The 26,503-nt window shown below is 73.1% G+C and carries 28 protein-coding genes; 18 read left to right on the forward strand and 10 right to left on the reverse strand.

Annotation, left to right across the window (positions count from 1 at the left end; translation table 11 throughout):
* The first annotated feature begins 1 nt into the window (after window position 1).
* The 7 genes from ACFZDI_RS07645 to hypA are packed head-to-tail and all read left to right on the forward strand — an operon-like array spanning window position 2 to window position 4,901.
* Entirely contained in the window at window positions 2–1,090 is a 1,089-nt protein-coding gene (locus ACFZDI_RS07645; RefSeq protein WP_391248495.1) for a hydrogenase expression protein HypE, read from the forward strand.
* 49 nt (window positions 1,091–1,139) lie between these two features.
* The gene (locus ACFZDI_RS07650) at window positions 1,140–2,933 is read left to right on the forward strand and encodes a nickel-dependent hydrogenase large subunit (protein WP_391248497.1); all 1,794 of its coding nucleotides are present in this window, start codon (window positions 1,140–1,142) and stop codon (window positions 2,931–2,933) included.
* Complete coding sequence (locus ACFZDI_RS07655) at window positions 2,926–3,477, forward strand: NifU family protein (protein WP_391248499.1); 552 nt, start codon at window positions 2,926–2,928, stop codon at window positions 3,475–3,477. Before ACFZDI_RS07650 ends, ACFZDI_RS07655 begins: the two co-directional genes overlap by 8 nt.
* Window positions 3,474–4,070: a DUF5947 family protein gene (locus tag ACFZDI_RS07660; RefSeq protein WP_391248501.1), complete on the forward strand. Its 597-nt coding sequence runs from the start codon at window positions 3,474–3,476 to the stop codon at window positions 4,068–4,070. The genes ACFZDI_RS07655 and ACFZDI_RS07660 overlap by 4 nt, the downstream gene beginning before the upstream one ends.
* 40 nt (window positions 4,071–4,110) lie before the next feature.
* Window positions 4,111–4,317 (forward strand): hypothetical protein, encoded by a 207-nt coding sequence (locus ACFZDI_RS07665; protein ID WP_234846935.1) that lies wholly within the window; start codon window positions 4,111–4,113, stop codon window positions 4,315–4,317.
* 34 nt (window positions 4,318–4,351) lie between these two features.
* The gene (locus ACFZDI_RS07670) at window positions 4,352–4,543 is read left to right on the forward strand and encodes a hypothetical protein (RefSeq protein WP_234846936.1); all 192 of its coding nucleotides are present in this window, start codon (window positions 4,352–4,354) and stop codon (window positions 4,541–4,543) included.
* 7 nt (window positions 4,544–4,550) lie between these two features.
* Window positions 4,551–4,901 (forward strand): hydrogenase maturation nickel metallochaperone HypA, encoded by a 351-nt coding sequence (gene hypA, locus ACFZDI_RS07675; protein ID WP_234846937.1) that lies wholly within the window; start codon window positions 4,551–4,553, stop codon window positions 4,899–4,901.
* Between the two features lie 54 nt (window positions 4,902–4,955).
* Here the strand turns inward: hypA and hypE are convergent, their stop codons facing one another.
* The 7 genes from hypE to ACFZDI_RS07710 are packed head-to-tail and all read right to left on the reverse strand — an operon-like array spanning window position 4,956 to window position 12,897.
* Window positions 4,956–6,026 (reverse strand): hydrogenase expression/formation protein HypE, encoded by a 1,071-nt coding sequence (gene hypE, locus ACFZDI_RS07680; RefSeq protein WP_391248504.1) that lies wholly within the window; start codon window positions 6,024–6,026, stop codon window positions 4,956–4,958.
* Window positions 6,019–7,161, reverse strand: coding sequence for a hydrogenase formation protein HypD (gene hypD / locus ACFZDI_RS07685; protein WP_234846938.1), 1,143 nt, complete (start codon window positions 7,159–7,161; stop codon window positions 6,019–6,021). Before hypD ends, hypE begins: the two co-directional genes overlap by 8 nt.
* Window positions 7,158–7,478 carry a HypC/HybG/HupF family hydrogenase formation chaperone gene (locus ACFZDI_RS07690; RefSeq protein ID WP_361115215.1) on the reverse strand — a complete coding sequence of 107 codons (321 nt, stop codon included), beginning with the start codon at window positions 7,476–7,478 and terminating at the stop codon, window positions 7,158–7,160. Before ACFZDI_RS07690 ends, hypD begins: the two co-directional genes overlap by 4 nt.
* Before the next feature lie 3 nt (window positions 7,479–7,481).
* The gene (gene hypF, locus ACFZDI_RS07695; protein WP_391248506.1) at window positions 7,482–9,794 is read right to left on the reverse strand and encodes a carbamoyltransferase HypF; all 2,313 of its coding nucleotides are present in this window, start codon (window positions 9,792–9,794) and stop codon (window positions 7,482–7,484) included.
* Entirely contained in the window at window positions 9,791–10,528 is a 738-nt protein-coding gene (hypB, locus tag ACFZDI_RS07700; RefSeq protein ID WP_391248509.1) for a hydrogenase nickel incorporation protein HypB, read from the reverse strand. Before hypB ends, hypF begins: the two co-directional genes overlap by 4 nt.
* Window positions 10,529–10,567: 39 nt before the next feature.
* Window positions 10,568–11,155, reverse strand: coding sequence for a hydrogenase maturation protease (locus ACFZDI_RS07705; RefSeq protein WP_391248511.1), 588 nt, complete (start codon window positions 11,153–11,155; stop codon window positions 10,568–10,570).
* Complete coding sequence (locus tag ACFZDI_RS07710) at window positions 11,152–12,897, reverse strand: enoyl-CoA hydratase-related protein (protein WP_391248513.1); 1,746 nt, start codon at window positions 12,895–12,897, stop codon at window positions 11,152–11,154. Before ACFZDI_RS07710 ends, ACFZDI_RS07705 begins: the two co-directional genes overlap by 4 nt.
* Before the next feature lie 8 nt (window positions 12,898–12,905).
* On the opposite strand from ACFZDI_RS07710, the gene ACFZDI_RS07715 reads away from it, so the two are divergent.
* The 3 genes from ACFZDI_RS07715 to ACFZDI_RS07725 all read left to right on the forward strand — a co-directional run bounded on the left by ACFZDI_RS07715 (window position 12,906) and on the right by ACFZDI_RS07725 (window position 15,882).
* Complete coding sequence (locus ACFZDI_RS07715; protein WP_391248516.1) at window positions 12,906–13,601, forward strand: substrate-binding domain-containing protein; 696 nt, start codon at window positions 12,906–12,908, stop codon at window positions 13,599–13,601.
* 171 nt (window positions 13,602–13,772) lie between these two features.
* Window positions 13,773–14,531, forward strand: a complete 759-nt coding sequence (locus ACFZDI_RS07720) for an IclR family transcriptional regulator C-terminal domain-containing protein (RefSeq protein WP_391248518.1) — start codon at window positions 13,773–13,775, stop codon at window positions 14,529–14,531.
* Between the two features lie 127 nt (window positions 14,532–14,658).
* Entirely contained in the window at window positions 14,659–15,882 is a 1,224-nt protein-coding gene (locus tag ACFZDI_RS07725) for a SpoIIE family protein phosphatase (protein WP_391248520.1), read from the forward strand.
* A gap of 114 nt (window positions 15,883–15,996) precedes the next feature.
* On the opposite strand, the gene paaK is transcribed toward ACFZDI_RS07725, so the two are convergent.
* Window positions 15,997–17,352: a phenylacetate--CoA ligase PaaK gene (paaK, locus tag ACFZDI_RS07730; RefSeq protein WP_391248523.1), complete on the reverse strand. Its 1,356-nt coding sequence runs from the start codon at window positions 17,350–17,352 to the stop codon at window positions 15,997–15,999.
* The gene (paaI, locus tag ACFZDI_RS07735; RefSeq protein ID WP_391249487.1) at window positions 17,353–17,739 is read right to left on the reverse strand and encodes a hydroxyphenylacetyl-CoA thioesterase PaaI; all 387 of its coding nucleotides are present in this window, start codon (window positions 17,737–17,739) and stop codon (window positions 17,353–17,355) included.
* 198 nt (window positions 17,740–17,937) lie between these two features.
* Between paaI and paaA the strand changes: the two genes are divergently transcribed.
* From paaA to paaE, 5 genes are read left to right on the forward strand one after another with little or no spacing between them, the layout of a single operon-like run.
* Entirely contained in the window at window positions 17,938–18,924 is a 987-nt protein-coding gene (gene paaA / locus ACFZDI_RS07740; RefSeq protein WP_391248525.1) for a 1,2-phenylacetyl-CoA epoxidase subunit PaaA, read from the forward strand.
* Entirely contained in the window at window positions 18,921–19,214 is a 294-nt protein-coding gene (paaB, locus tag ACFZDI_RS07745) for a 1,2-phenylacetyl-CoA epoxidase subunit PaaB (RefSeq protein ID WP_030844556.1), read from the forward strand. Before paaA ends, paaB begins: the two co-directional genes overlap by 4 nt.
* Window positions 19,215–19,224: 10 nt before the next feature.
* Window positions 19,225–20,052: a 1,2-phenylacetyl-CoA epoxidase subunit PaaC gene (paaC, locus tag ACFZDI_RS07750; protein ID WP_391248528.1), complete on the forward strand. Its 828-nt coding sequence runs from the start codon at window positions 19,225–19,227 to the stop codon at window positions 20,050–20,052.
* Window positions 20,046–20,561, forward strand: coding sequence for a 1,2-phenylacetyl-CoA epoxidase subunit PaaD (paaD, locus tag ACFZDI_RS07755; RefSeq protein WP_234846949.1), 516 nt, complete (start codon window positions 20,046–20,048; stop codon window positions 20,559–20,561). The genes paaC and paaD overlap by 7 nt, the downstream gene beginning before the upstream one ends.
* Window positions 20,561–21,676 carry a 1,2-phenylacetyl-CoA epoxidase subunit PaaE gene (gene paaE, locus ACFZDI_RS07760; RefSeq protein WP_391248530.1) on the forward strand — a complete coding sequence of 372 codons (1,116 nt, stop codon included), beginning with the start codon at window positions 20,561–20,563 and terminating at the stop codon, window positions 21,674–21,676. Before paaD ends, paaE begins: the two co-directional genes overlap by 1 nt.
* A gap of 26 nt (window positions 21,677–21,702) precedes the next feature.
* On the opposite strand, the gene ACFZDI_RS07765 is transcribed toward paaE, so the two are convergent.
* Window positions 21,703–23,352 (reverse strand): PucR family transcriptional regulator ligand-binding domain-containing protein, encoded by a 1,650-nt coding sequence (locus ACFZDI_RS07765; RefSeq protein WP_391248532.1) that lies wholly within the window; start codon window positions 23,350–23,352, stop codon window positions 21,703–21,705.
* A gap of 227 nt (window positions 23,353–23,579) precedes the next feature.
* Between ACFZDI_RS07765 and ACFZDI_RS07770 the strand changes: the two genes are divergently transcribed.
* The 3 genes from ACFZDI_RS07770 to ACFZDI_RS07780 are packed head-to-tail and all read left to right on the forward strand — an operon-like array spanning window position 23,580 to window position 26,421.
* On the forward strand, window positions 23,580–24,848 hold the full coding sequence (locus tag ACFZDI_RS07770; RefSeq protein ID WP_391248534.1) for an aminotransferase class III-fold pyridoxal phosphate-dependent enzyme: 1,269 nt from the start codon (window positions 23,580–23,582) through the stop codon (window positions 24,846–24,848).
* Window positions 24,845–24,985 (forward strand): hypothetical protein, encoded by a 141-nt coding sequence (locus tag ACFZDI_RS07775; RefSeq protein WP_391248536.1) that lies wholly within the window; start codon window positions 24,845–24,847, stop codon window positions 24,983–24,985. The genes ACFZDI_RS07770 and ACFZDI_RS07775 overlap by 4 nt, the downstream gene beginning before the upstream one ends.
* Window positions 24,982–26,421 (forward strand): aldehyde dehydrogenase family protein, encoded by a 1,440-nt coding sequence (locus tag ACFZDI_RS07780; protein WP_391248538.1) that lies wholly within the window; start codon window positions 24,982–24,984, stop codon window positions 26,419–26,421. Before ACFZDI_RS07775 ends, ACFZDI_RS07780 begins: the two co-directional genes overlap by 4 nt.
* Window positions 26,422–26,503: the final 82 nt, after the last annotated feature.

A 26,503-nucleotide genomic window follows, 5' to 3' on the forward strand; every position in this document is an offset into this window, starting at 1 on the left:
CATGACCACCCACAGCAGCACCACCGAAGTCAGCAAGGAACCCGAACGGTCCGAGGACCGGAAGGGCATCGACGAGATCACCATCCTGTGGATCTCCGAGGGCATGAGCTGTGACGGGGACACCGTCTCGCTCACCGCCGCCGACCAGCCCTCCCTCGAGGACGTGGTGCTCGGGCTGATCCCGGGCCTGCCGAAGGTGAACCTGGTCAACAAGGTGCTCTCGCCCAGCCTGGGCGGCGAGGACTTCCTCGCGCCCTACCGGGCGGCCGTCCGCGGCGAACTGGCCCCGTTCATCCTGGTCATCGAGGGCTCGATCCCGAACCAGAACATCATCGAGGGCGACGGCTACTGGACCTCCTTCGGCAACGACCCGGAGACCGGCGAGCCGCAGACCCTCAACTGGTGGATCGACCAACTGGCCCCCAAGGCCTGGGCGGTGGTCGCCGCCGGCACCTGCGCCACCTTCGGCGGCATCCACGCCATGTCCGGCAACCCCACGGGGTGCATGGGCCTCGCCGACTACCTGGGCTGGGACTACACCTCCCAGGCCGGCCTGCCCGTCGTCAACGTGCCCGGCTGCCCGATCCAGCCCGAGAACTTCATGGAGACCCTGATCTGGGTCCTCTACCACGCGGCCGGCTCCGCACCCCCGCCGCCGCTGGACCACATGCTCCGCCCGCAGTGGCTGTTCGGGAAGACCGTCCACGAAGGCTGCGACCGCGGCTCGTACTACGAGCAGGCCAACTTCGCCACGGACTACAACTCGCCCAAGTGTCTGGTCAAGACGGGCTGCTGGGGTCCGGTCGTCAACTGCAACGTGCCCAAGCGCGGCTGGATGGGCGGCCTGGGCGGCTGCCCCAACGTGGGCGGCATCTGCATCGGCTGCACGATGCCCGGCTTCCCCGACGCGTTCATGCCGTTCATGGACGAGCCCCCCGGCGGCACCCTGTCGTCCCTGGCCATCAAGCCGTACGGAGCCGTCATCCGCAGACTGCGCGGCATGACCAACGAGCTCGTCAACCACGAGCCCAGGTGGCGCCACAACAAGCGCAAGCTGACCAGCGGTTACGACCCGCGCTGGCGCCCGTGACGAAACCCGCGACCCCACCCACCACCGACAGCGAGGGGCAGTACCGCAGATGACCACCACCGAGGCCCGGCCCACGGACCGCAAGCCACCACAGCTCGTGGACATGTCCTGGGACCCGATCACCCGGATCATCGGGAACCTGGGCATCTACACGAAGATCGACTTCGCCAACCGGGAAGTCGTCGAATGCCACAGCACCTCGTCGCTCTTCCGCGGCTACTCGGTGTTCATGAAGGGCAAGGACCCGCGCGACGCGGGCTTCATCACGTCCCGGATCTGCGGCATCTGCGGCGACAACCACACCACCTGTTCCGACTACGCCCAGCAGATGGCCTACGGCGTCAAGCCACCCCCGCTGGCCGAGCACATCGTCAACCTCGGCGAGGCCGCCGAGTACATGTTCGACCACACGATCTTCCAGGACAACCTGGTCTTCGTGGACTTCTGCGAGGCCATGGTCAAGGCCACCAACCCCGGTGTCCTGGCCCGCGCCGAACGCACCGACGCCCCCCGCGGCGACATCCACGGCTACCGCACGATCGCCGACATCATGAAGGCCTTCAACCCCTTCGAGGGCGAGGTCTACAAGGAGGCCCTGAAGGTCAGCCGGGTCACCCGCGAGATGTTCTGCCTGATGGAGGGACGGCACGTCCACCCCTCCACGCTGTACCCGGGCGGTGTCGGCACGATGCCGCAGCCGACCGTCTTCACCGACTACCTCAGCCGCCTCATGCGGGTCATCGACTTCGTGAAGAAGGCCGTCGCCATGAACGACGACGTCTTCGACTTCTTCTACGAGGCACTGCCCGGCTACGAGGAGGTCGGCCGCCGCCGTGTCCTGCTGGGCTGCTGGGGCGCCTTCCAGGACCCCAAGGTCGTCGACTACCGCTACGAGACGATGAACACCTGGGGCAAGGCGATGTACGTCACCCCGGGCATCGTCGTCGACGGCGAACTCGTCACCAACAACCTCGTCGACATCAACCTCGGCCTGCGCATCATGCTCGGCAGCTCCTACTACGAGGACTGGGTCAACGAGCAGCCGTTCGTCACCCACGACCCGCTCGGCAACCCCGTCGACATGCGCCACCCGTGGAACCAGACGACCGTGCCGGTGCCGCAGAAGCGCGACTTCGACGACAAGTACAGCTGGGTGATGAGCCCCCGCTGGTTCGACCAGCGCACCGGCGACCACCTCGCCCTCGACACCGGCGGCGGCCCTCTGGCCCGTCTGTGGTCGACGGCGCTGAGCGGTCTGGTGGACACCCCGTACGTCAAGGCCACCGGCCACAGCGTGCGCATCTCCCTGCCCAAGGGCGAGTCGCTGCCGGAGACCACCCTGGAGTGGCGCATCCCGCAGTGGAGCAACACCATCGAACGCGACCGCGCCCGCCCGTACTTCATCGCCTACGCGGCCGCCATGGCCCTGCAGTTCCTGGAAGAGGCCATGGGCATGGTGCGTGCAGGCGAGACCAAGGTGTTCGAGAACTTCGAGGTGCCCGACGAGGCGATCGGCTGCGGCTTCCACGAGGCCGTGCGCGGCGTTCTCTCCCACCACCTGGTGATCAAGGACAAGAAGATCGCCAACTACCACCCGTACCCGCCCACCCCGTGGAACGCCAGCCCCCGCGACATGTACGGCACCCCCGGCCCGTACGAGGACGCCGTCCAGGGGCAGCCCATCTTCGAGGAGAACGGGCCGGACGACTTCAAGGGCGTCGACATCATGCGCACGGTCCGCAGCTTCGACCCCTGTCTGCCGTGCGGTGTGCACATGTACGTCGGCAAGGGCAAGACGCTGACCACCCTGCACTCGCCGACCTACGGGGCGAACCATGGCTGAGGCCGTCGGCGCACGGCTGGCCGACCCGGACGTCGAGGCCCGGCTCGGCCGGCTCGACGAGCTGCTGGAAGGCCTCGAGACCGCGCCCGGCCCCTCGACCCGCTCCGCGACCGAGGCCGTGGCCCTGCTGACCGAGGTCTACGGCGAGGCCCTGGCCCGCGTCCTGGACCTCGCGGACGGGCCGCTGGCCGAGCGCCTCGCCGAGGACGAGCTGCTGGGACACCTCATGGTGCTGCACGACATCCACCCCGAGCCCGCCGAACGCCGGGCGGCCCGCGCGGTCGAACGGCTGCGTCCCGCCGTGCGGGAACGGGGCGGCGACGTGGAGTGGGCCGGGGTCGAAGGGCAGGTCGCCCGGGTCCGGCTGACGACGGGCGGCGGCGGATGCGGTTCCGGCTGCGGCTCCAACGGCTCCGACGTCACCGACGCGGTCCGCGCGGCGGTGCTCGCCGCGGCGCCCGAACTGACGGCGGTGGAGCCGCTGACCGAGACGGCCCCCGCCTTCGTCCCCCTGACCACGCTGACGCACCGGGGCGCACCGTGACCACCGACGGGGCACTGGCCCGCCTCATCCGCTCCTCGGCCGACCGTACGGCGGCGGCCGGGACGGAAGTGTGCGACCTGTGCGCCGCGCCGGTCGCCGACGAGCACGCCCACCTGTACGACACCGGGCGGCAGGAGGTGCGCTGTGCCTGCGGCCCCTGCTCGGTGCTGTTCGCCGACGCGGCGGCGGGTGACGGCCAGTACCGGCTGGTGCCCCGCCGCCGGGTGCGGCTGCCCGAGGTCGACACGGCCGCCCTGGGCGTACCGGTCGGACTGGTCTTCTTCGTGCCCCGGGCCGACGGCACCGTCACCGCCGAGGGGCCCAGCCCAGCGGGAGCCATGCGGTGGGAGGTGGACGCGGCGGCCTGGCAGGAGCTGGCCCGGACGTGTCCACCGCTCGCGACCGTGGAACCCGAGGTGGAGGCGCTGCTGGTGAACACCGTCCACGGCCTCGACCACCACTGGATCGTGCCGGTCGACGACTGCTACCGGATGGTCGCCGTCGTCCGCCGGGAGTGGCGCGGCCTGTCCGGCGGCGGCCGGATCTGGCCGGCCGTCGAGCAGTTCTTCGAGGACCTCACCGAGCGGCCGTAGCCACGCACTCCGCAGGTCGGAGGCGAGGAAGGAGAGCACCATGGGCAGCATCAGAGTGGGCCGGCCCCAGGCGAAGCCCGACACGCCCCGGCATGTCGCCGGTATGCACCAGGGCAACAGGGGACCGCGCGAGCGGCAGAAGGGTCACCACGTGGACGGCACCGCGGACGCGCGCCGCTCCACGGGGATCCACTGGAAGCGGCATGACGCCCTCGCGGAGACCATGCCGAACATCTCGCCGGGATGAACACAGTGACGCGAACGAGCAGGGAGTCGCCGCAATGAAACGAGTAGGCAGAACCGTCGCGCGCAGGCGCGGCGGGACGAGCGGACAGCGGGTGCTGAAGGCCGAGGCCGTCCTGGTGGGCGGTGCGGTCCTGGCCCTGCTGTGCTGGGAGCTGCCCAGCCTCAGGCGGGAGATGCGGATCTGGCGGATGGCGGGCGGGTTCCGCGCCGGCCGCCGCTACCCGTGAGCCGGTCGTGCACGAACTGTCGATCGCGACCGCGATCATCGAGCGGGCCGGCGAGCTGGCCCGGGCGGACGGGACGGACGCCGTCTCGAAGGTGACCGTCCGGGTCGGCGAGCTGGCGGGTGTCGTCCCCGACGCCTTGGACTTCGCCTTCGAGGTGGCCCGTGACGGCACGTCCCTCGCGGGGGCACGGCTCGTCGTCGAGCAGGTCCCCGCGCAGGCCTGGTGCAGCCCGTGCGCCGAGGAGTTCGCGGTGGGCATGCCCCCGTTCTTCTGGTGCCCGCGCTGCGACCAGCCCTCCAGCGACCTGCGCAGCGGCCGTGAGCTGGAGATCGCCGGGATCGAGCCGGTCCCGGCATAGACAGCGGAAGGGCTCCGCCGGCCGGCCGGCGGAGCCCTTCGTCCTGTCCGGTGGTCAGCAGATGCGCGGCAGCTGCTCCCCGAGGGGCAGATCCACCACCCGCGTCCCGCCGAGGCCGGTGGCGACCACCACCATCCCGGGATGCTCGGCGACGCACTCGCCGATCCGTGCCGCCCCCGCACCCTGCGGATGGGCCCGCATGGCCGCCAGCACCTCGTCCGCCTCCGACGGGGGCACGAAGGCGACCAGCCGCCCCTCGTTGGCGACGTAGAGCGGATCGAGCCCGAGGAAACCGCAGGCGTTCGCCACCGCGTCCGGCACCGGGACCGCCCGCTCCTGAAGCCGGACACCGGTCCCGGAGGCGCGGGCGATCTCGTTCAGCGACGCGCCCAGGCCGCCCCTGGTGGGGTCGCGCAGCACATGGACGTCCGGCGTGACGGCCAGCATGGCCGCCACCAGGTCCGCCAGCGGCGCGGTGTCGCTGGCGACCTCCACCCCGAACTCCAGGCCCTCCCGCACACTCATGATCGCCACGCCGTGCAGCCCGATCGGCCCGCTGAGGAGCACCGCGTCCCCGGGCCGGGCGCGCTGGGGGCGGATGTCCACCCCGTCCGGCACGACCCCGACTCCGGCGGTGGTGACGTACACCCCGTCACCGTGCCCGGACTCCACCACCTTGGTGTCACCCGTGGCGATCGTGACCCCGGCGGTCTCGGCGGCCGCCCCCATCGCGCGCGCGATCCGCTCGACGACCGCCAGCTCCACGCCCTCCTCCAGGACGAAGGCGGCGGACAGGTACGCGGGCCGGGCGCCGCTCATCGCGAGGTCGTTGACGGTGCCGTTGACCGCGAGGTCGCCGAGGCAGCCGCCGGGGAAGAACAGCGGCCGGACCACGTAGGAGTCGGTGGAAAAGGCCAGCCGCGCCCCGCCCAGTTCGAGGACGGCCGAGTCGGCGAGGCCGCTCAGGGTGGCGTTGCCGTAGGCGGGGGTGAAGATCCGCTCCATCAGCTCGGCGGACAGCGCGCCTCCTCCGCCGTGCCCCATGACCACCACGCCCTGGTCGCGCAGTGGTGCGGGGCAGGTCCAGGCGGCCGGGTCGACCACATCGGCGAGTCGCTCAGGCAACGGGAGTCACCTCCTGCCGCGCGGTCCCGCCGGCTTGCGGGGCCGGTGCGTTCATCCGCCGGTAGAGGTAGTACGCCGCGCAGGCGCCCTCGCTGGAGACCATCGTGGCGCCGAGCGGGGTGCGCGGCGTGCAGGTGGTGCCGAAGGCGGCGCACTCGGTCGGCTTGATCAGGCCCTGGAGCACCTCGCCGGCCCGGCACTCGGCGGGCTCCTCGGTGCGGATCCCGCCGACGTCGAAGCGGTGCTCCGCGTCGTACGCCCGGAAGGCGTCGGTCAGGCGCCAGCCGCTGGCGGGGATCCGCCCGATGCCCCGCCAGGAACGGTCGGTGACCTCGAAGACCTCCTCGATCATGCGCACCGCGGCCGGGTTGCCCGCCTCGCGCACGGCTCGCGGGTAGGCGTTCTCCACCCGGTGCTCCCCGCGCTCCAGCTGGCGGACCGCCCGGCGGATGCCCTCCAGGATGTCCAGCGGCTCGAACCCGGTCACCACCATCGGCACCCGGAACCGCTCCGCCAGCTCCGGGTACTCGGCCATCCCCATCACGCTGCACACGTGCCCGGCGGCCAGGAAGCCCTGCACGCGGCACTCGGGCGCCGTCATGATCGCCTCGACGGCCGGGGGCACGCGCACGTGTGACACCAGCAGGCTGAAGTTGGTCAGGCCCAGGCGGCGCGCCTGGTGCACGGCCATCGCGTTGGCGGGGGCGGTGGTCTCGAAGCCGATCGCGAAGAACACCACCTCCCGGTCCGGGTTGCGCCGGGCCAGCTCCAGGGCGTCGAGCGGCGAGTACACCACCCGTACGTCGCCGCCCTCGCCCTTGACCCGGAACAGGTCGCGGTCCGTGCCCGGCACCCGCAGCATGTCGCCGAAGGAGCAGAAGATCACCCCGGGCCGCGAGGCGATCTCCAGCGCCTTGTCGATGACCTCCAGCGGCGTGACACAGACCGGACAGCCGGGCCCGTGGATCAACTCGACCTGTTCGGGCAGCAGTTGATCGATCCCGTGCCGGATGATCGAGTGGGTCTGCCCACCGCACACCTCCATCAGGGCCCACGGCCGGGTGGCGGTGGCACGGATCTCGTCCAGCAGGCGCCGGGCCAGCTGGGGATCGTTGAACTCGTCGATGTACTTCACCGGGCCTCGCTCCCGCTGTCCTGGGGCTCCGTCACCGCGGCGGTGCCCGCCTCCTTCGCCGCCTGTTCCCAGGCGTCCCCGAACTCCTCCTCCAGCAGCCCCAGTTCCTCGAACAGCTTCAGGGACGCCAGGGCCGACTCCTCGTCCAGGCGCTGGAGCGCGAAACCGACGTGCACGATGACGTACTCACCGACCTTCACGTCGGACACGTACTCCAGACACGCCTGTTTCTGCACACCACCGAAGTCGATCAGCCCGGTGAGCGGGTCGGCGCTGTCGTCGATGGACACGACCTTGCCGGGCACTGCCAAACACATGGGTCACTCCTCCTGTCGTAGGTGCGCCGCGACCACCAGCTGGCCGAGGGCCAGCCCGCCGTCGTTCGGCGGGACTTCGCCGTGCCGGAGCACCGCGAAGCCGTCTTCGGACAGCAGCCGCGCGCACTCCTCCTCCAGCAGCGCGTTGGCGAACACCCCGCCGCTGAGCGCGACGGTGGCCAGGCCGGTGTCCTGACGCGCCCGCCGGCAGATCCCCGCCACCGCCCCCGCCACGCCGCGGTGGAAGCGCGCCGCGAGGACGGCGGCCGGGGTGCCGCGCCGCAGATCGGCGATCAGCGCGCCGAGTACGGGCGCCGGGTCGAGCTCCCCGGCGAAGGCGTACGCCGACCCGTCGGCGTCCCACGCCGCAGTGGCCGCCGCCTCCAGCTCCAGCGCGGCCTGCGCCTCGTAGCCCGCGCGGTGGCACACACCCACCAGCGAGGACACGGCGTCGAAGAGCCGGCCCATGCTGGAGGTCGCCACACAGGCCAGACCGCCGGACAACTGCCGTTCGAGCAGGGCGAGTTCATCGGGCGCGCAGGCGGTCACGCAGGGCAGGTCCGGATCCCACGGCAGTCCCGCCGCCCACAGCCGGGCCAGGGCCAGACGGCAGGGATTGGCGACGCCCGCGTCGCCGCCGGGCAGCGGGGCGGGGGACAGGTGGGCGTAGCGGCGGAAGCCGGTGTAGTCGGCGAGGAGGATCTCGCCGCCCCAGACAGTGCCGTCGTCGCCGTACCCCGTGCCGTCGAAGGCGACACCGATCACCGGGGTGGTGCCGTCCAGGCCGTGCTCGGCCATCGCGGAGGCGATGTGCGCGTGGTGGTGCTGGACCGGCACGGGGGCGTGCCCGGCCAGTCGGACGGCCCACCGCGTCGAGTGGTACCCGGGGTGCCGGTCGGCGGCGACCAGTTCGGGGCTCACGCCGGTGAGGGCCCGCAGGTGCGCGTCCGCCCTCCGGGCCGCCTCCAGGGTGGCCAGGTCGCCCATGTCGCCGATGTGCGGGCCGAACCAGGCCTGGTCGCCCGCGCCGAGACACAGGGCGTTCTTCAGGTCACCGCCCACGGCGAGGGCGGGCCGCACCGGCACCGGCAGCCGCAGCGGACGGGGCACGAAGCCCCGCGAGCGGCGCAGCACCTGTTCGGTGCCGTCGGGGCGCACCCGCAGCAGGGAATCGTCGCAGGGAGAGGCGATGGGCCGGTCGTGGGCGAGCCAGGCGTCGGCCAGCCCGGCGAGCCGGTCCAGCGCCTCGTCGTCGTCCGTGACGATCGGCTCCCCGGACCGGTTGCCGCTGGTCATGACGAGCACACGCGGCCCGGGCGGATCACCGGGCAGGCCGAACAGCAGGGTGTGCAGGGGCGTGTAGGGCAGCATCACACCGAGGTGCGGGCTGCCGGGGCAGACGCCCGGCGCGAGGCCGTTCCCCTCCGGACGCCGGCGCAGCAGGACGATGGGGCGGCGGGCGCCGGTGAGCGCGGCCCCTTCGGACGAGGAGAGCCGGGCGATGCGCCGTACCTCGTCGAGGTCCGCGCACATCACCGCGAACGGCTTGCCGCCGCGTGCCTTGCGGGTGCGCAGGGTGTCCACGGCCCGGGCGTCGGCGGCGTCGCAGGCCAGGTGGTAGCCCCCGAGGCCCTTGACGGCGACGATCCGCCCGGCGGCCAGCAACGCCCGTGCCGCCGCCAGGGCCTGGGCGTCCCGGGCCGGACGGATCCCGCTGCCGGAGGCGGGCACCAGACGGAGCCGGGGACCGCAGTCGGGGCAGGCCACGGGCTGGGCGTGGAAGCGACGGTCCAGCGGGTCGCCGTACTCCCGGGCGCACGCGGCGCACATCGGGAAGCCGGACATGGTCGTGACGGCCCGGTCGTAGGGCATGCCCGTGGCGATGGTGAAGCGGGGGCCGCAGTGCGTGCAGGTGACGAACGGGTGCCGGTGTCTGCGGTCGGACGGATCGCCCAGCTCCCGCAGGCAGTCCGGGCAGGTCGCCGTGTCGGGCGGGAGCAGGGTGCTGCCGCGGGAGCGGTCGGTGGAGCGGATGGCGAAGGTGCCCCCGGCGCCCGTCGCGGGCAGGTCCTCGAACCCGATGCCGGTGACGGTGGCCAGCGGCGGCGGCTGCCCGGCCAGCCGGTCGCAGAAGTCGGCGACGCCGTCCGGCGGGCCCTCCACCTCGATGAGAACCCCGCTCGCCGTGTTGCCCACGAAACCGGCGAGCGCGAGCTCCGTGGCGAGGCGGTGCACGAACGGGCGGAATCCCACGCCCTGCACGGTGCCCCGCACGGTGACACGACGGCGCACCGCCCCGGCGGCGGGCGCCGTCACGATGCGAGGCCGGCTTCGGCGCCCTCGTGGCTGTGGGTGTGCGGGCGGGGCGACAGGGGCGGCCGGTGCGCGAGGGCTCCGTCCCGGGCGGCGAGCACCCGTTCCAGCAGGGCGTCGACGCCGGTGCCGGTGCGGGCGCAGGACCGCACCACCTCCACCCCCGGGTTGACCCGCTGGACGTTCGTCTCGAAGGCAGCCTCGTCGAACCCGGCCGGCCCGGCCAGATCGGTCTTCGTCAGCACCACCAGGTGGGCGGACCCGAAGGCCGTGGGGTACTTGAGGGGCTTGTCCTCGCCCTCCGTCACCGCCATGAGCACGATCCGCAGGCTCTCGCCGAGGTCGTAGGACGCGGGGCACACGAGGTTGCCGACGTTCTCGACGAACAGCAGCGAGGTCCCCTCGGGCAGCCAGCTCTCCACATGACCGCGCAGCTGCCGCGCCTCCAGATGGCACAGCCCGTCCGTCAGCAGCTGCTTCACCGGGGCTCCCGAACGGGCCAGCCGGTCGGCGTCGTTCTCGGTCGCCAGGTCGGCGGTGAGCGCGGCCACCGGAACGCTCCGCTCCACCGCCCTGGCCAGCACCCGCCCGAGCAGTTCCGTCTTGCCGCTGCCCGGGCTGGACAGCAGGTTGACCACGCTCACTCCGCGCCGGGCCAGCTCCTCGCGCAGGCCCGCGGCCAGCCCGTCGTTCCTGGCCAGGACGGCCTGGGTGACCTCGTCCACGGAATCGCACATGGGCGCCGCTCCTCGCGGGTCGGTGGGGACATCGTGCCGCTACCGATCCTCCGCGCCGCCGCGCACCGTGTCCGGCAGCCCGGCCGGGGACAGGGCGGCGGATTCGTCCGGGCGGCTCAACGGGGGCGTCGCCGCCGGGTCCGCGAGCAGCACGGGCACCATCGTGTGCAGCGCCGCCACGGCCCGCCCCACCGCCTCCCGCACCGTCGCGCTGATGCCGGGGGCGATGTCCTCGTCGGCGGGGGCCCGCAGCTCGGGCTCGCAGGCCAGCACCAGGACCCGGGGGAGCGGCTCGTCGCCCAGGTGCGCGGCCAGGGCCAGGACTTTCGCCGGGTCCATGCCGTGCGCCTCCGGCGGGGCGCCCGCGGTGGAGGCCCGGGGCGGGTCCGGCTCGATCAGCGACAGCGTGCCCGGCGCGTGGCCCCGGACGGCCGCGTCGACCAGGACGGCCGTGTCGTAGCCGTCGAGCAGCTCGTACGCCAGGTCCATGCCGCGGATGCCGAAATCCCGCACCCGCACCTGCGGCGGCAGCGGGTTCCGGTCCAGGGCGCGGATCACCTCGGGGCCGAAGGCGTCGTCCGCGAGGAAGATGTTGCCGACACCCGCCACCAGCAGCCGCGCGCTCACTGTGCTCCTCCCGTGGCGAGCGGACGGGCGGAGCCGTTCGGGAGCTTGCGGACGAACGCGGACCGCAGCGCGTGGTACGGCGCCCCGGGATCGTCGAAGACGGCACGCATACGGGCGAGTTCGACCCGCCGGTACTCGGCGAGGGGCCGCTGGAGCTCGTCCGCGTGACGTGCCGTGGCCTTGGCGGTGATCCGGCGCGGCAGGTCCGGGTCGCCGGCCAGGTCGGCGGCCAGCCGCTCGACCTCGGCGGCGAACTCCTGGGGCGCTGCCGGCACCAGACGGTCCACCAGACCGATCCGTCCGGCGGTCGCGGCGCTCACCGGCAACGCCTCGGTCGTCAGCCGCTCGGCCGTCTCGGCGCCCACCCGGCGGGGCAGCGAGTACGTCCAGTACTCCGACCCGTACAGGCCCATGTTGCGGTAGTGCGGGTTGAGGACGCTGCCCGTGCGGCACCAGACCTCGTCGGCGGCCAGGGCGAGCATGACGCCGCCGGCGGCCGCGTTGCCGCCGAGGGCCGCCACCACCAGCCGGTCGGTGGTCCGCAGCACCGCCTCGACCAGGTCGTTCATGGCGTTGAGGTTGGCCCAGGACTCGACCGCCGGGTCGCTCGACGCCTCGATGACGCTCAGGTGGATGCCGTTGGAGAAGAAGTCGCGGGCACCGCCGAGCACCAGCACCGAGGTGGGGCGGGTCAGCGCGTAACGCCAGGCGGCGAGGAGCCTGCGGCAGTGGGTGGTGCTCATCGCCCCGCCGGGGAACGAGAAGGTCAGGAAGCCGAGGGGACCGCGCTGCCGGTAGCGGATGTCGGTCCAGGTGGTGCGGTCCGGGGGCAGTTCGAGCGGGGCGGCGATCTCGGGCAGCCAGTACGGGCGGTCCTGCGCGCCCGGCATGCCGGGGCCGCTGCCGGGCGGGGCGGGGAAACCGGCGAGCACCGAGGCCGCGGGGCGACGGAAGGGGGCCGGGTCACCGGAGCTCTTGCGGGGACGCAGCTCCGGGATCCACACCGCGCCGTCCCGGGTGGCCCGGCAGAGCGCGCCGGCCCGCGTCGCGAGCAGTTCACCGGGCTCCCCGCGCAGCCGGTCCTCGGGGTGCCCGCCGTGCAGGAACACCTCCCGGCCGCAGATCTCGTCCCGGACGCCGGGCTGCGAGTCGGCCCCGCGCAGCTTGCGCAGCACCGTGGCCGTGTCGTCGCTCTCCCAGTCGATGCGCCGCTGCTCCTGGCGGAAGAAGTCACGCCACACCACGTGGATCCCGGGTTCGCTCTGTGGGCGCGGCTTGTAGGACCCGTCGGCGTAGCGCCGCACGGCCAGCAGCACGGCGGCCGTGGCGGCGTCCGCGACCTCGTTGCGGTACAGGTCGCTCTTGCCCGTCGGCGGCACCGTGAAGGTGGTGTCCGCCCACACGTCCCCCGCGTCCATGGCGGCCTCGGCCTGCAGCACCGTGACGCCCCACTCCGAGGCCTCCTCGGCGATCGCCCAGTCCAGCGACGACGGGCCCCGGTCGCCGGGTGGCCCGGGGTGCACGATCAGACAGGTGTGCTCCCGCCACACGTCCTCGGGCAGGGCCGACTTCAGCATCGGGGCGACGATCAGCTCAGGGCCCGTCTCGCGTACGGCGGCCCGGACGGCGTCGGGGCCGTGCGAGGCGAGCACGACGTCCACGTGGTGCCCCTCGTCCGACAGTTCGGCGAACACACGTTGGGACAGGCTGTTGAACGCGCTGGCGACGAGCAAGATGTCCATGACCCGGCATGGTCGCCCCTCCCGGGAGGGCCGTGAAGGACCACGGCGGCGTTTCGCGGTGGTCGTCCGCTTCCGGCCGAACGGATACGCGACGCCTCGCGTCGGAGTCCCGGACCTCCGGCCGTTCCGGTCGGTGGGCCGCCGGGGTGAGGCGTCCGGGCGGACCGCGCGGAGGCGATCCACCGGGCCGAACGCAACGAGCGCGGGGCCCGTGCGTTCCGCGCGCCGCCCTCGCTGCACGCGGCAGCGCACAGCCGGCCCCGCCGCACGGCGACTGGTCCGCCGCGTCCGTACACGCGGCGGGCCGCGAGCTCGCCGCCCTCGGCGACTGCACGGCCGTGTTCGCCGCCGCCGCCGCCATGGCCATCGGCGTCGTCCGCGCCCTGACGGAGGCGGGGCTGCGCGTGCCGGACGACATCAGCGTGGTGGGCTTCGCCGACATCCCCGTGGCCGCCTACGTCACCCCGCCGCCGACCACGGTGCGGCCGCCGTTCGACGCGGAGGCGCAGGAGGGGATCCGGCTGCTGGTGCGGGCGGTAGAGCAGCCGGAGGCGGAGCTGCCACCGCCGCACGACCCGCCGGTCGCCCTGTCCGTCCGCGCGTCCACTGCACCCCGCCCCGGGGCGCCCGCGGGAAGGCGCCCACCACTTTGGTGCCGTAGGACGGGACGGCACCCCGCCCGCGCGGGCTCCTCCGGGCCGTGAGACGTGGGACACCAAGTCGGCCGCGGCCGACTTGGCGGCTGCCGTGCGGTCGGACGGCACCCGGTCCATGGCTGTCCACCGGCACCGCGCACCGCTTCGCTGCCACAGCCTGAGTCCGCCGGCCCCCGCGCTCCCCTTGCCCGGGGCGTACGCCTGGCGCACGCTGTTCGTATGGGTGCGCAAGACGGCCCTACGCTCATCAACTCCGTCCAGCGGGCCATGCGGCTGCTGGAGGTGGTGAGCGCGCACGTCAACGGCGCGCCGGCCAAGCAGCTGGCGCGCGAGACGGACCTGCCCCTGGCCACGACCTACCACCTTCTGCGGACCCTGGTGCACGACGGGTATGTGCGGAAGCTGGACGACGGCGGCTTCGTCCTCGGCGACAAACTGCAGACGCTGCAGTCCATGGGCCGTGCGCAGGCCCTGCTCAGCCGGGTCCGGCCCACCCTCGCGGCGCTGCGGGACGAACTCGCTGCCGCCGCCTACCTCACCTTCTACGAGGACGGCGAGATCAGGGTCGCCGAGATCGTCGACGGTCCGGGGACGCCCCGGGTCGACCTCTGGGTGGGTTTCGAGGACGCGGGGCACGCCACCGCACTGGGCAAGTCCGTCCTGCGGGAACTGGACGAGGAGGCCCGCCAGGACTACCTCTCCCGGCACCACCTCGCCGACCTCACCCCGCGGACCATCACCAGCCGCCCGGAGCTCCTGCGCCGTCTCGAGGCCCCGCCCCTGGCACCGGCCATCACGGACATGGAGGAGTACGCCCTCGGCACGGTCTGTGTCGCCGTCCCGGTGTACAGCGGGGACGTGATCGGCTCGCTCGGCGTCTCGCTGCCCTCCCACCGGCTCTCCCGGCTGCCGGAGGTCCGCGAGCGGCTGCTCCCGACCGCGAGCCGTGTGACCAGGACTCTCTCGCTCACGACGTGACGCGGACCCCGTCGTTCACTATCTGAAAACCCGCTCCTTGCCGGTGTCCTCGCTCACCCCGTTCCCTGGAATAAGCAGACATTTCGGAGACGTGCCCCGCGCACAGGTGAGGACTGCGGACCCAGACATGAGTCAAGCCCGAAACCATGGCGTCGACCACCGGCCGGTACGGCCGTCCGACAACCGAGTGGCCGGTCCCGGGGCTTCGGCCCGCAGGCACGTCGCCGCGCGACTGGCCGTCGGCGCACCTGCCCTGCCCGTCCTGGTCGTCGCCGCCGTCGTGTGCGCCGACCTCGTGGAGGGGGCGGGGATGATCTGGCTGCCCCTGCTCGCGGCCGGACCCGCCCTCGCGGCCACGACCAACGGACCGCGCGGGGTCCTGTGCGTCGGTGTCCTCGCCGTGCTGGTCGGTGCGACGCTCGGGGTCCGCGACGGAGTGCCGGGCCGGGAGCTGGCCGCGGTGCTGTCGGCCCTGGTCGCCGTGACGCTCGCGAGCGGCCTGGCCGGTGTGCTGCGCGGACGCCGGGAGCGGGTGCTGGCCGCCGTGCGCTCCGTCGCGGAGACCGCACAGCACGCCCTGCTCGTGCCCGTGCCGGCGACCGTCGGGCCGTTCCAGGTGGCCGTCCGCTACAGCGCCGCCGCGGCAGAGGCCCGTATCGGCGGCGACCTCTACGCCCTGATACCCACCCCGCACGGGGTGCGGCTGATCGTCGGCGACGTGCGCGGCAAGGGGCTGCCCGCCGTGGGGACCGCCGCGCTGGTGCTCGGTGTCTTCCGGGAGGCAGCCCACGACGAGCCCGATCTCCTGGCCGTGGTCGACCGCATCGAGCGGAGCCTCACCCGTAACCTCGGCCGCGACGACTTCGTCACCGCCGTGGTCGCCGGGTACCCGCGGGAGGGGCAGCTGGAGGTGGTGAACTGCGGGCACGCGCCCCCGCTGCTGGCACGGGCCTCGGGGAGCATCAGCGCCGTGGAGCCCGCAGTCCCGGCCCCGCCACTGGGCCTGCGCGACCTCACGGGACACACCCCGGGACTCCAGACGCTGCCCTTCGCCGACGGGGACCAGCTGTTGCTCTACACCGACGGGGTCACTGAGGCCCGCGACGGCGGCCGGGCCTTCTACCCCCTCGCCGAGGGACTGCAGCGGCACGTCTCCCAGGAGCCGGCCCACACCGTCGGCGCGCTCCACGAAGAACTGCTGGCCCATGTCGGCGGCCGGCTGCACGACGACGCTGCCCTGCTCCTCATCCGCAAACCGGTCCCGTCCGGCGCGGAGCCGGAGGCCCCCGGGCCGAGCGGCACCGGCCCGGACGCTCACGCCCCGCTGCCCGAGGCGAGGTGCTGTTCCTGAGGCCGCCCGGCCGCTCGCGGCCCGCTGCCCGAGGCCAAGTGCTGTTTCTCAGGCCGCGCCGACGCTCCCGCCCCGCTGCCCCGGGCGGCGTGCTGCCGCGGCGGCCGCCCCGGCTCAGCCCTCGCGCAGGTCCTTCACCCGGCGGAGCTTGCCGAGGGAACGCTCCAGGGTCTCGGGTTCGACGACGGTGACCTCGGCGGTGATCCCGATGCCGTCCTTGACGGCCTCGGCGATCGTCGCGGCCGCTGTCTCGCGCTGCTCGGGTCCGGTGCCCGGGCGGGTCTCGACGAGGACGGTCATGTGGTCCATGCGCCCGCGCCGGGTCAGCCGGATCTGGAAGTGCGGGGCGACACCGGGCGTGCGCAGCACGATCTCCTCGATCTGGCTGGGGAAGACGTTGACCCCGCGCAGGATGATCATGTCGTCGCAGCGGCCGGTGATCTTCTCGATGCGGCGGAAGGCGGGCCGGGCCGTGCCGGGCAGCAGCCGGGTCAGATCGCGGGTGCGGTAGCGGACGACCGGCAGGGCCTCTTTGGTGAGGGACGTGAAGACCAGTTCGCCCTCCTCGCCCTCGGGCAGCACCTCACCGGTGACCGGGTCGACCACCTCGGGGTAGAAGTGGTCCTCCCACACGTGCAGTCCGTCCTTGGTCTCCACGCACTCCTGGGCGACGCCCGGGCCGATCACCTCGGACAGGCCGTATATGTCGACGGCGTGGATGTCCGTCCGCTCCTCGATCTCGCGGCGCATCTCCTCCGTCCACGGCTCGGCTCCGAAGATGCCCACCCGCAGACTGCTCGCGCGCGGATCGAGGCCCTGCCGCTCGAACTCGTCGAGCAGCGTGAGCATGTAGGACGGGGTGACCATGATGATCTCGGGCCGGAAGTCCTGGATGATCTGCACCTGGCGCGCGGTCATGCCCCCGGAGGCCGGGATCACCAGACACCCGGCGCGCTCCGCACCGTAGTGCGCGCCGAGGCCGCCGGTGAACAGCCCGTAGCCGTAGGAGACGTGCACCTTGTGGCCCGGCCGCCCGCCCGCGGCGCGGATCGAGCGGGCCACGAGGTCCGCCCACGTCGACAGGTCGTTCTCCGTGTAGCCGACCACCGTGGGGCGGCCGGTGGTGCCGCTGGAGGCGTGCACCCGCCGCACCCGGTCCATGGGTACGGCGAACATGCCGAACGGGTAGGTGTCCCGCAGGTCGGCCTTCGTGGTGAAGGGGAAGCGGGACAGGTCCTCCAGCGAGCGGCAGTCGTCGGGCGAGACCCCGGCGCCGTCGAACTTCTTCCGGTACGCCTCCACGTTGTCGTAGGCGTGCCGGAGGCTGCTGCGCAGCCGGTCGAGCTGGAGCTCGCGCAGCTGCTCGCGGGTCAGCCGCTCACCGTCGTCGAGGAGGGCGTGGGGGAGGGGTTCGCCGAGTCGCCGCGGCGTCGGCCGGCCGGCCCGGGAGGCCGTGGTCTCGCTGGTCATTCAGGACTCCTCCGGCCTCGTGCTCCTGATGCTCCGGCTGCGGCCCCGGAACTCGGCGATCACCTCGTCGCCCCGCCGGACGCTCACGTCGTACAGGCCGCTGCGTCCGAACCGGGTGCGTTCCTCGGCCCGCGCCACGAGCACGTCGCCCTGGTGCGCCGGGGCCACGAAGGTGATGTCGGCGCCGGCCGCGACGGTCACCGGGCCGTGGCTGTTGCAGGCGCAGGCGAACGCGGTGTCGGCGAGCAGGAAGACGTACCCGCCGTGGGCGATGCCGTGCCCGTTCACCATCGCGCGCGTCACGGTCATGCGCAGGACGGCGAACCCCTCGCCCTGCTCCAGCAGCTCGATGCCGAGCCCGCGGGAGGCCTCGTCCGCGGCGAACATCGCCTCCGCCGCGGGTGTCGCGTCAGCGGTATGACTCACTTCTCGCACCACCTTGTAGCCCGACCGAACATTCGGTTAGCTTCGGTGCCGCCAAGTAATCAACTCGCCTCCGCGCCTGTCAAGGGCCGGGGTCTTACCAAGGCGCGGCGCCTTGTCATACGATGTACCGAACGAATGGTCGGTTGGGAAGTGGGACGGATGGACACGACACACTCCAGCCCCCCGGGGGCGGACGGCGCCGGGCCGGATCTCCAGCAGCACTTCGACGCGACGATCGCGCGGGACCAGCGGATCGAGCCGCGCGACTGGATGCCGGAGGGCTACCGCAAGACGCTGATCCGGCAGATCGCGCAGCACGCGCACTCGGAGATCATCGGCATGCAGCCCGAGGGCGAGTGGATCACTCGCGCCCCCTCGCTGCGCCGCAAGGCCATTCTGTTCGCCAAGGTCCAGGACGAGGCCGGACACGGGCTGTACCTGTACTCGGCGGCGGAGACGCTGGGCGCCGACCGCGCGGACCTGACCGAGCGCCTCATCGAGGGCCGCCAGAAGTACTCGTCGATCTTCAACTACCCGACGCTGAGCTTCGCCGACGTCGGCGTGATCGGCTGGTTCGTGGACGGCGCCGCGATCTGCAACCAGGTGCCGCTGTGCCGCTCCTCCTACGGGCCGTACGCACGCGCCATGGTCCGCATCTGCAAGGAGGAGTCCTTCCACCAGCGGCAGGGCTACGAGCTGCTGATGACGATGATGCGCGGCACCCCCGAACAGCGGGAGATGGTGCAGGACGCGGTGAACCGCTGGTGGTGGCCGTCGCTGATGATGTTCGGCCCGCCCGACGACGCCTCGCCCAACTCCGCGCAGTCCATGGCCTGGAAGATCAAGCGGCACAGCAACGACGAACTGCGCCGGCGCTTCGTCGACATGACCGTCCCGCAGGCCGAGAAGCTCGGCGTGACCCTCCCCGACCCGGAGCTGCGCTGGAACGAGGAGCGGGGACACCACGACTTCGGCACGCCCGACTGGGACGAGCTGATGCGGGTCATCAAGGGCGACGGCCCGTGCAACGACCAGCGGATGGAACGGCGCCGCACGGCCCACGAGGAGGGCGCCTGGGTGCGCGAGGCGGCCACCGCCCACGCCGCCAAACAGGCCGCCCGCGCGGAGAAGGGAGCGGTGGCATGACCGCCGACAAGCAGGACTGGCCGCTGTACGAGGTGTTCGTGCGCGGCAAGCGCGGACTGAACCACGTCCACGTGGGATCGCTGCACGCCGCCGACGACCGCATGGCGCTCACCCACGCCCGCGACCTGTACACCCGCCGCAACGAGGGCGTGTCCATCTGGGTCGTGCGCTCGGAGCACATCGCCGCCTCCACCCGCGACGAGAAGGACCCCTTCTTCGAGCCCAGCGCCGACAAGGTCTACCGGCACCCGACCTTCTACGACATCCCCGAAGACGTCCCGCACATCTGAAGGAGAGGGCATGAGCGACGACCACGTCTACCTGACCCTCGCCGAGGGACACGACGACGACACCCGCTGGGCCTACGGCACCGGCTTCGAGGACCCCCTGCACGGCGTCGACACGACCGTGCCCGACGACCTCGACGCCGGCGAACTGGCGTCCGTCTGCGTCACGCTGGCCGACGACGCCCTGGTCTCCGCGCAGCGGCTCGCCGAGTGGACCACCCGCGCCCCCGAGCTGGAGGAGGAGGTGGCGCTCGCCAACATCGGGCTCGACCTGCTCGGGCAGGCCCGCCTGCTCTACTCCCGCGCGGGCCAGGCCGACGGCACAGGCCGCGACGAGGACGCCTACGCCTACTTCCGTGACGCCGGCGACTTCCGCAACGTCCGCCTGGCGGAACTGCCCAACGGGGACTTCGCGTTCTCGATCGTGCGGCTGCTGGTGTTCAGCAGCTGGCGGCTGGCGCACTTCGAGCGGCTCACCGCCCACCGCGACCCGGTGCTCGCGGCGATCGCCGCCAAGGGCGTGAAGGAACTGGCCTACCACCGCCAGTACGCGGCCGAGTGGGCCGTGCGCCTCGGCGACGGCACCGAGGAGTCCCACCGCCGGATGCGCAAGGCGCAGGAGCAGGTGGCGCCCTACCTCGGCGAACTGTTCACGGCCTACGACGTCCGCGACGAGGTGGTCGCGGTCCTCCGCCAGGTCACCGAGGCGGCGGGGCTGCCCATGCCGGTCTACCGCCCCTTGCCCGGCTCGGGCCGCACCGGGGACCACACCGAGCATCTGGCCCCGCTGCTCGCCGAGTTGCAGGGCGTGGCCCGCGCCCACCCGGAGGCGACATGGTGACGGCGCTCCTGGACGAGCGACGGGCCCGGCGCATCGCCGAGCAGGTGCCCGACCCCGAACTCCCCATGCTCACCCTGGCCGACCTAGGCGTGCTGCGCGACGTGAGCCTGGCCGAGGACGGCACGGTGGTCGCGAGCCTGACCCCGACCTACTCGGGCTGCCCCGCGATGGCCGAGATGCGCGCCGGCGTCGCCGCGCGGCTGCGTGCGGCGGGATACGCGCGCGTGGAGATCCGCACGGTCCTCGACCCGCCGTGGAGCAGCGACTGGATCACGGCGGAGGGCCGGCGCAAGCTCGCCGAGCACGGCATCGCCCCGCCCGGCGCCGCGCCCGCCCGCGCCGCCGGACCGGTCCCGCTCGTGCTGTCGCCGACCCGCCGCTCGGTGCCCTGCCCGCGCTGCGGTCACCCCGACACCGAGGAGACCTCCCGCTTCGGCGCCACGTCCTGCAAGTCCCTGTGGCGCTGCCTCGCCTGCCGCGAGCCGTTCGAGTACGTCAAGGAGATCTGATGGAGGACCTGATGGAGCCGGCCCCCGCCCCGGCGGCACACCCCCGTGCCCGCCGACGTCCGGTCTTCCACGCCCTGCGGGTCGCCGCCGTGCAGCCGCTGTGCGAGGACGCGGCAGCCGTGAGCTTCGACATCCCGGCCGAACTGGCCGAGGAGTTCGCCTTCGCGCCCGGCCAGTCGCTCACCCTGCGCCGAGACGTCGACGGCCGGGACGAGCGCCGCTCGTACTCGATCTGCGCCCCGGCCGGCACGGCGCCGCGCATCGGGGTCCGGGTGGTGCCGGGCGGCCTGTTCTCCTCCTGGCTGGTGCGGGAGGTCCGCCCCGGCGACACGGTGGAGGTCATGGCGCCCACCGGCGTCTTCACCCCCGACCTGACCGCCCCCGGCCACCACGTCCTGATCGCGGCCGGCTCCGGCATCACCCCCATGGTCTCCATCGCCGAGTCCGTCCTGGCCGCCGACTCCCGCTCACGCGTCACCCTCCTGTACGGCAACCGCCGCACCGGCACGGTGATGTTCGCCGACGAACTCGCCGACCTGAAGGACCTCTACCCGACGCGGTTCCAGCTCGCCCACGTCCTGTCCCGTGAGCCCCGCGAGGCCGAGGTGCTCTCCGGCCGGCTCGACGCCGAACGGCTCTCCGCCCTCGTGGACGCGCTGGTCGACGTCGAGTCGGCCGACCACTGGTGGCTGTGCGGCCCGCACGGCATGGTCCGCGCCGCCCAGCAGGTCCTCGCCGGCCTCGGCGTCCCCGCCGACCGTGTCCACCAGGAGCTCTTCTACGCCGACGACGAGCCCGTCCGCGAGGTCCACCACGCCGAGACCGGCCCCTCCGGCCCGGTCAGCCAGGTCACCGTCACCCTCGACGGCCGCTCCACCACGGCCCCGCTGCCCCGCGACCGCACCCTCCTCGAAGGCGCCCAGCAGACCCGTCCCGACCTGCCCTTCGCCTGCAAGGGCGGGGTCTGCGGCACCTGCCGGGCCCAGATCACCGACGGCAAGGCCGACATGCGCCGCAACTTCGCCCTGGAACCGTCCGAGGTGGACGCGGGCTACGTCCTCACGTGCCAGACGTTCCCGGTGTCCGAGACGCTGACGGTCGACTTCGACACCTGATCGCCCTGGACCGGACGCGCGAACCGTTACCCGGGATGCCCTCCCGGGCCGGCGCGCAGCACCCGCAACGCCGTGAGCGCCACGTGGAGTTCCGTGCGGTGCGCGCCGGATTCGAGGTCGGTGCCGAGGAGGCGTTCGACGGTGCGCAGACGCTGGTACACGGTCTCCCGCGACAGGCCACCGCGCCGGGCCGCCGCGGTCTTGTTGCCTGCGGCGTCGAGGTAGTGGCCCAGGGTCGTCAGCAGGTCGGTGCCGTGCCGGTCGTCGTGCTCGACGATCCGGCCCAGCCGGCGTTCCGTGTAGTCCTGGATCCTGGTGTCCTCGCGCAGCGCGTACAGCAGCCGGCGCAGGTCGACGTCCGGCAGTTCGTGGAAGGACCGGTCCGCCGGTAAGGGCTGGCCGGGCGGGGTGGCCTCCATGACCCGGGCCGCCTCCCTGAAGGAGCCGGCGGTGTCGGCCAGGTCCGCCACGTCCGATCCGACGCCGACGACCGCCCCCGGCGCCAGGGCCAGTGCCGCGCGGCTCAGCCGTTCGGCCACCGGCCGCCAGGGCCGGCCCTGGCGCAGCGCCAGCAGCACACCGAGGCGGCCGGGGGACAGCTCGCCGACCAGCGCCGGAACGCCGGCCGACCGCAGCTCCCGGTGCAGCCGGGCCTCCGCCTCCGCGCCCTCCACGCCCGGCCCCGGGTCCACGAGCACCGCCACGAACACACCGGCGTCCGTGGGAAGACCCAGCGCGGCACAGCGGGCGCGGACGTCCTCGGGGGAGTGGTGGCGCTGCTCCGCCAGTTCCCGCAGCGCGTTGCGGTGGGCCGCGTGCTCCCACGGCGTGGGGTGGATGAGCCGGGCCACGGTCAGGGCCATCGCCGTCCGCTCCAGAACGGTGACGTGCTCCGGCCCGAAGGCCGGTCCGTCGGCGGGCAGCATGACCAACCGCCCCCAGCGTTCGCCCTGGTAGGAGACCGGCGCGGTGAGCCAGCCCTCCGGACCGGCCACCTCGGTGCGGTCGCCGGGCCCGGCCGTCCGTGAGCGCCGCTCCCAGTCCCCGAGCGCCTCCTCCACCGTGCTCCCCGAGGGCTCGCAGATCAGCGCCTGGTGCACCAGGTTCTCCAGCACGACCGTCCGGCCGCTCATCTCCGCCGCCGCGCGCAGCACGTCCTGCGGACCCGCCCCGCGCAACGTCAGGGCCGTGAACGCCTCGTGGATCCGCTGGGTCCGCCGCATCGCCTCCGCCTGGCTGCCGAGGATCAGCGCGTGCACGACCTGCGTGACCTCCAGGAAGTTGACGTCCCGGGCGAGGGTGACCAGGGGCAGCCGCCGGGCCCGGCAGGCCTGCACGAGGGCGTCCGGCGGCCGGTGGTAGCGCCGTACGAGCTCGATGACCAGGGCGGCCGCCCCCACCTCGGTGAGTTCCTCGACGTACCGGCGGACACCCGCGGCGTCCTCGGGCAGGGGCATGCCCGTGGTCAGAACCAGCTCCCCGCCCTTGAGGAACGAGGCGGGGTCCGTCAGCTCGGTGATGTGCACCCAGCGCACCGGCCGCTCCAACTGCGCCAGCCCCGTGACGACTTGGGGCTGCCCGGCGGCCAGGACCGGCAGGGCGAGGACGTCGGCGACGGTCGGCGCGCGACCGGCCGGGGCGGGGCCGCGGCCGGCTGCCGGGGGGTGAGCGTTCACGGTGCCTCCCTGCGTGCCCGGTCACTCTGACAAGCGGTGCTGACCTGTGCAACAGCTGTCCACGCGAGGGGCCTGCGATGCCACGGAGGTTCGGTGGTTGACACAACGTCCGAACAACGGGTTCCGGCTGGACAGATCACGCGTTGTCCCGTTTCGCGACGGCCCGGATGCTCGGGAACCGGAGCTGAGCCGAGCAACCAGACCGCGACGTAAGGCCGGGAGACCGCATGACCGCACTGTCGCCGCACCTTCGCCAGGCCACCCCCGTCGTGGCGGCCCGGGGCGAGGGCGTCCACCTCTACGGTGAGGACGGCCGCCGCTACCTCGACTTCACCGCCGGCATCGGCGTCACCAGTACCGGGCACTGCCACCCCCGGGTCGTGACGGCGGCGCAGGAGCAGGTGGGCACCCTCATCCACGGGCAGTACACGACCGTCATGCACCAGCCGCTGCGCCGCCTCGTCGACAAGCTGGGCGAGGTGCTGCCGTCCGGCCTGGACAGTCTGTTCTTCACCAACTCCGGCAGCGAGGCCGTCGAGGCGGCCCTGCGGCTGGCCCGCCAGGCCACCGGCCGGCCCAACGTCCTGGTCTGCCACGGCGGTTTCCACGGCCGTACCGTCGCCGCCGCCTCCATGACCACCTCCGGCATCCGCTTCCGGTCCGGCTTCTCGCCGCTGATGAGCGGCGTGGTCGTCACCCCGTTCCCGACGGCCTTCCGGTACGGCTGGGACGAGGAGACCGCCACCCGCTTCGCGCTCGAGGAGCTCGACTACACCCTCCAGACGATCTCGTCGCCCGCCGACACGGCGGCGGTCATCGTCGAGCCGGTCCTCGGCGAGGGCGGTTACGTCCCCGCCACCCGCGCGTTCCTCGAAGGCCTGCGCGAGCGGGCGGACCGGCACGGCTTCCTGCTGATCCTCGACGAGGTGCAGACGGGTGTCGGCCGCACCGGCCGGTTCTGGGGCCATGACCACTTCGGCGTCACTCCCGACATCCTGGTCACCGCCAAGGGCCTCGCCAGCGGCTTCCCCCTCTCCGGCATCGCCGCCTCCGAGGAGCTCATGACGAAGGCCTGGCCCGGCTCTCAGGGCGGCACGTACGGCGCCAACGCCGTCGCCTGCGCCGCCGCCTGCGCGACGCTGGACGTCGTACGCGACGAGAACCTCGTGGAGAACGCCGAGGCGATGGGCAAGCGGCTCCGCCAGGGCCTGGAGGCCGTGGCCGACCGCACTCCCGGCATCGGCGACGTCCGCGGCCTCGGCCTCATGCTGGCCACCGAGTTCGTCACCGAGGACGGCGGCCCCGACCCGGAGACCGCCGCCCGCGTCCAGCGGGCCGCCGTCGACGAAGGCCTGCTCCTGCTGCTGTGCGGCGCCTGGAACCAGGTCGTCCGCATGATCCCGGCGCTCGTGATCGACGAGACCGGCGTCGACGAGGGCCTCCGGGCCTGGGCGAACGCCGTCGAGGCCGGAACCTCGGGAGCGTCGGACCGATGACCGCCGCCACCCGCGGCCTGGCGAATCTGACGGCCCGTACCGCCGAGTTCGCGCCCGGTCCGCGGGTGGAGACCGGGCCGGGCATCCGCGCCCTGCTCCTCGACCCCGCCGCCGACCGGCCAGGAGAGACGACATGACCGAGGTTCTGACGCAGTTGTTCATCGGCGGTGCGTGGGTGGACGCCACCGACGGTGCCACCATGCCCGTCGACGATCCCGCGACCGGCGAGATCCTCTGCCACGTCGCCGACGCCGGCCCCAAGGACGCCCGGCTGGCCGAGGAGGCCGCCGTCGGCGCCCAGACGGCCTGGGCCCGCACCGCGCCCCGGGCCCGCAGCGAGATCCTGCGCCGCGCCTACGAAGTCATCCTGGAACGCACCGACGAACTCGCCCACCTGATGACGTCCGAGATGGGCAAGCCGCTCGCCGAGGCCCGGGGAGAAGTGGCCTACGCGGCCGAGTTCTTCCGCTGGTTCTCCGAGGAGGCCGTCCGGATCGACGGTGGCTGCGGCATCCTGCCCGACGGCCGTAACCGCATGCTGCTCTCCCGGCGCCCGGTCGGACCCTGCCTGCTCATCACGCCGTGGAACTTCCCGCTGGCCATGGGCACCCGCAAGATCGGTCCGGCGATCGCGGCGGGCTGCACGATGATCCTCAAGCCCGCGCCGCAGACCCCTCTGTCCGGCCTGGCGCTGGCCGGGATCCTGCGGGAGGCGGGTCTGCCGGACGGCGTGCTGAACGTCGTCACCACCTCCCGTGCCGGCGAGGTGTGCGAGCCGCTGCTGCGCGGCGGGCGGATCCGCAAGCTGTCCTTCACCGGTTCCACCGCCGTCGGCCGGCTGCTGCTCGCGCAGTGCGCCGACACCGTCGTGCGCACCTCGATGGAGCTGGGCGGGAACGCGCCGTTCATCGTCTTCGACGACGCCGACCTGGACGTGGCCGTGGACGGGGCGATGGTCGCCAAGATGCGGAACATGGGGGAGGCCTGCACGGCGGCGAACCGCTTCTTCGTGCACCGGTCGGTGGCCGACGAGTTCGGGCGGCGGCTCGCCGAGCGGATGGGCGCCCTCGTGGTCGGGCCCGGAACCTGCGACGGGGCCGACGTCGGCCCGCTGATCGACGCCGCCGGACGCGCCAAGGTCGCGGAGCTGGTCGCCGACGCGGTGGAGCGCGGCGCCCGGGTGCTCGTCGGCGGCCGTACGCCGGAGGGGCCCGGCCACTTCTACCCGCCGACCGTGCTGGCCGGTGTCGATGCCGGCAGCCGTCTGATGGACACGGAGATCTTCGGCCCGGTCGCCGCGATCCTCACCTTCGACGACGAGGACGAGGTGCTGCGCCGTGCCAACGACACGCCCTGGGGCCTGGTCGGTTACGTCTTCACCCGGGGGCTGGACCGCGGGCTGCGCGTCAGTGAGGGCCTGGAGGTCGGCATGGTCGGTCTGAACACCGGTCTGGTCTCCAACCCGGCGGCTCCCTTCGGCGGGGTCAAGCAGTCCGGGCTCGGGCGAGAGGGCGGCCGGGTCGGGGTCGAGGAGTTCCTGGAGTACCAGTACGTCGCGGTGCCCGTGGTGTGACGGCGATGCGCGCTGTGCCGGGGCGGCGTGCATCGCCGTCACATGAAGGCATGAATGAGTCTTCATGTGTTCCTGTATGGTG

The organism is Streptomyces sp. NPDC007907, from assembly GCF_042959365.1.
In the GTDB taxonomy this organism is placed as follows: Bacteria; Actinomycetota; Actinomycetes; order Streptomycetales; family Streptomycetaceae; genus Streptomyces; species Streptomyces indiaensis.

Bases quoted from the DNA above. Each gene is read 5' to 3' on its own strand.
- ACFZDI_RS07645 (WP_391248495.1), top strand. From the start codon at position 2: ATGACCACCCACAGCAGCACCACCGAAGTCAGCAAGGAACCCGAACGG.
- ACFZDI_RS07650 (WP_391248497.1), top strand. From the start codon at position 1,140: ATGACCACCACCGAGGCCCGGCCCACGGACCGCAAGCCACCACAGCTC.
- ACFZDI_RS07655 (WP_391248499.1), top strand. From the start codon at position 2,926: ATGGCTGAGGCCGTCGGCGCACGGCTGGCCGACCCGGACGTCGAGGCC.
- ACFZDI_RS07665 (WP_234846935.1), top strand. From the start codon at position 4,111: ATGGGCAGCATCAGAGTGGGCCGGCCCCAGGCGAAGCCCGACACGCCC.
- ACFZDI_RS07670 (WP_234846936.1), top strand. From the start codon at position 4,352: ATGAAACGAGTAGGCAGAACCGTCGCGCGCAGGCGCGGCGGGACGAGC.
- ACFZDI_RS07690 (WP_361115215.1), bottom strand. From the start codon at position 7,478: ATGTGTTTGGCAGTGCCCGGCAAGGTCGTGTCCATCGACGACAGCGCC.
- hypB (WP_391248509.1), bottom strand. From the start codon at position 10,528: ATGTGCGATTCCGTGGACGAGGTCACCCAGGCCGTCCTGGCCAGGAAC.
- ACFZDI_RS07710 (WP_391248513.1), bottom strand. From the start codon at position 12,897: ATGGACATCTTGCTCGTCGCCAGCGCGTTCAACAGCCTGTCCCAACGT.
- ACFZDI_RS07715 (WP_391248516.1), top strand. From the start codon at position 12,906: ATGGTCGCCCCTCCCGGGAGGGCCGTGAAGGACCACGGCGGCGTTTCG.
- ACFZDI_RS07720 (WP_391248518.1), top strand. From the start codon at position 13,773: ATGGGTGCGCAAGACGGCCCTACGCTCATCAACTCCGTCCAGCGGGCC.
- ACFZDI_RS07725 (WP_391248520.1), top strand. From the start codon at position 14,659: ATGAGTCAAGCCCGAAACCATGGCGTCGACCACCGGCCGGTACGGCCG.
- paaK (WP_391248523.1), bottom strand. From the start codon at position 17,352: ATGACCAGCGAGACCACGGCCTCCCGGGCCGGCCGGCCGACGCCGCGG.
- paaI (WP_391249487.1), bottom strand. From the start codon at position 17,739: ATGTTCGCCGCGGACGAGGCCTCCCGCGGGCTCGGCATCGAGCTGCTG.
- paaA (WP_391248525.1), top strand. From the start codon at position 17,938: ATGGACACGACACACTCCAGCCCCCCGGGGGCGGACGGCGCCGGGCCG.
- paaB (WP_030844556.1), top strand. From the start codon at position 18,921: ATGACCGCCGACAAGCAGGACTGGCCGCTGTACGAGGTGTTCGTGCGC.
- paaC (WP_391248528.1), top strand. From the start codon at position 19,225: ATGAGCGACGACCACGTCTACCTGACCCTCGCCGAGGGACACGACGAC.
- paaD (WP_234846949.1), top strand. From the start codon at position 20,046: ATGGTGACGGCGCTCCTGGACGAGCGACGGGCCCGGCGCATCGCCGAG.
- paaE (WP_391248530.1), top strand. From the start codon at position 20,561: ATGGAGGACCTGATGGAGCCGGCCCCCGCCCCGGCGGCACACCCCCGT.
- ACFZDI_RS07770 (WP_391248534.1), top strand. From the start codon at position 23,580: ATGACCGCACTGTCGCCGCACCTTCGCCAGGCCACCCCCGTCGTGGCG.
- ACFZDI_RS07775 (WP_391248536.1), top strand. From the start codon at position 24,845: ATGACCGCCGCCACCCGCGGCCTGGCGAATCTGACGGCCCGTACCGCC.
- ACFZDI_RS07780 (WP_391248538.1), top strand. From the start codon at position 24,982: ATGACCGAGGTTCTGACGCAGTTGTTCATCGGCGGTGCGTGGGTGGAC.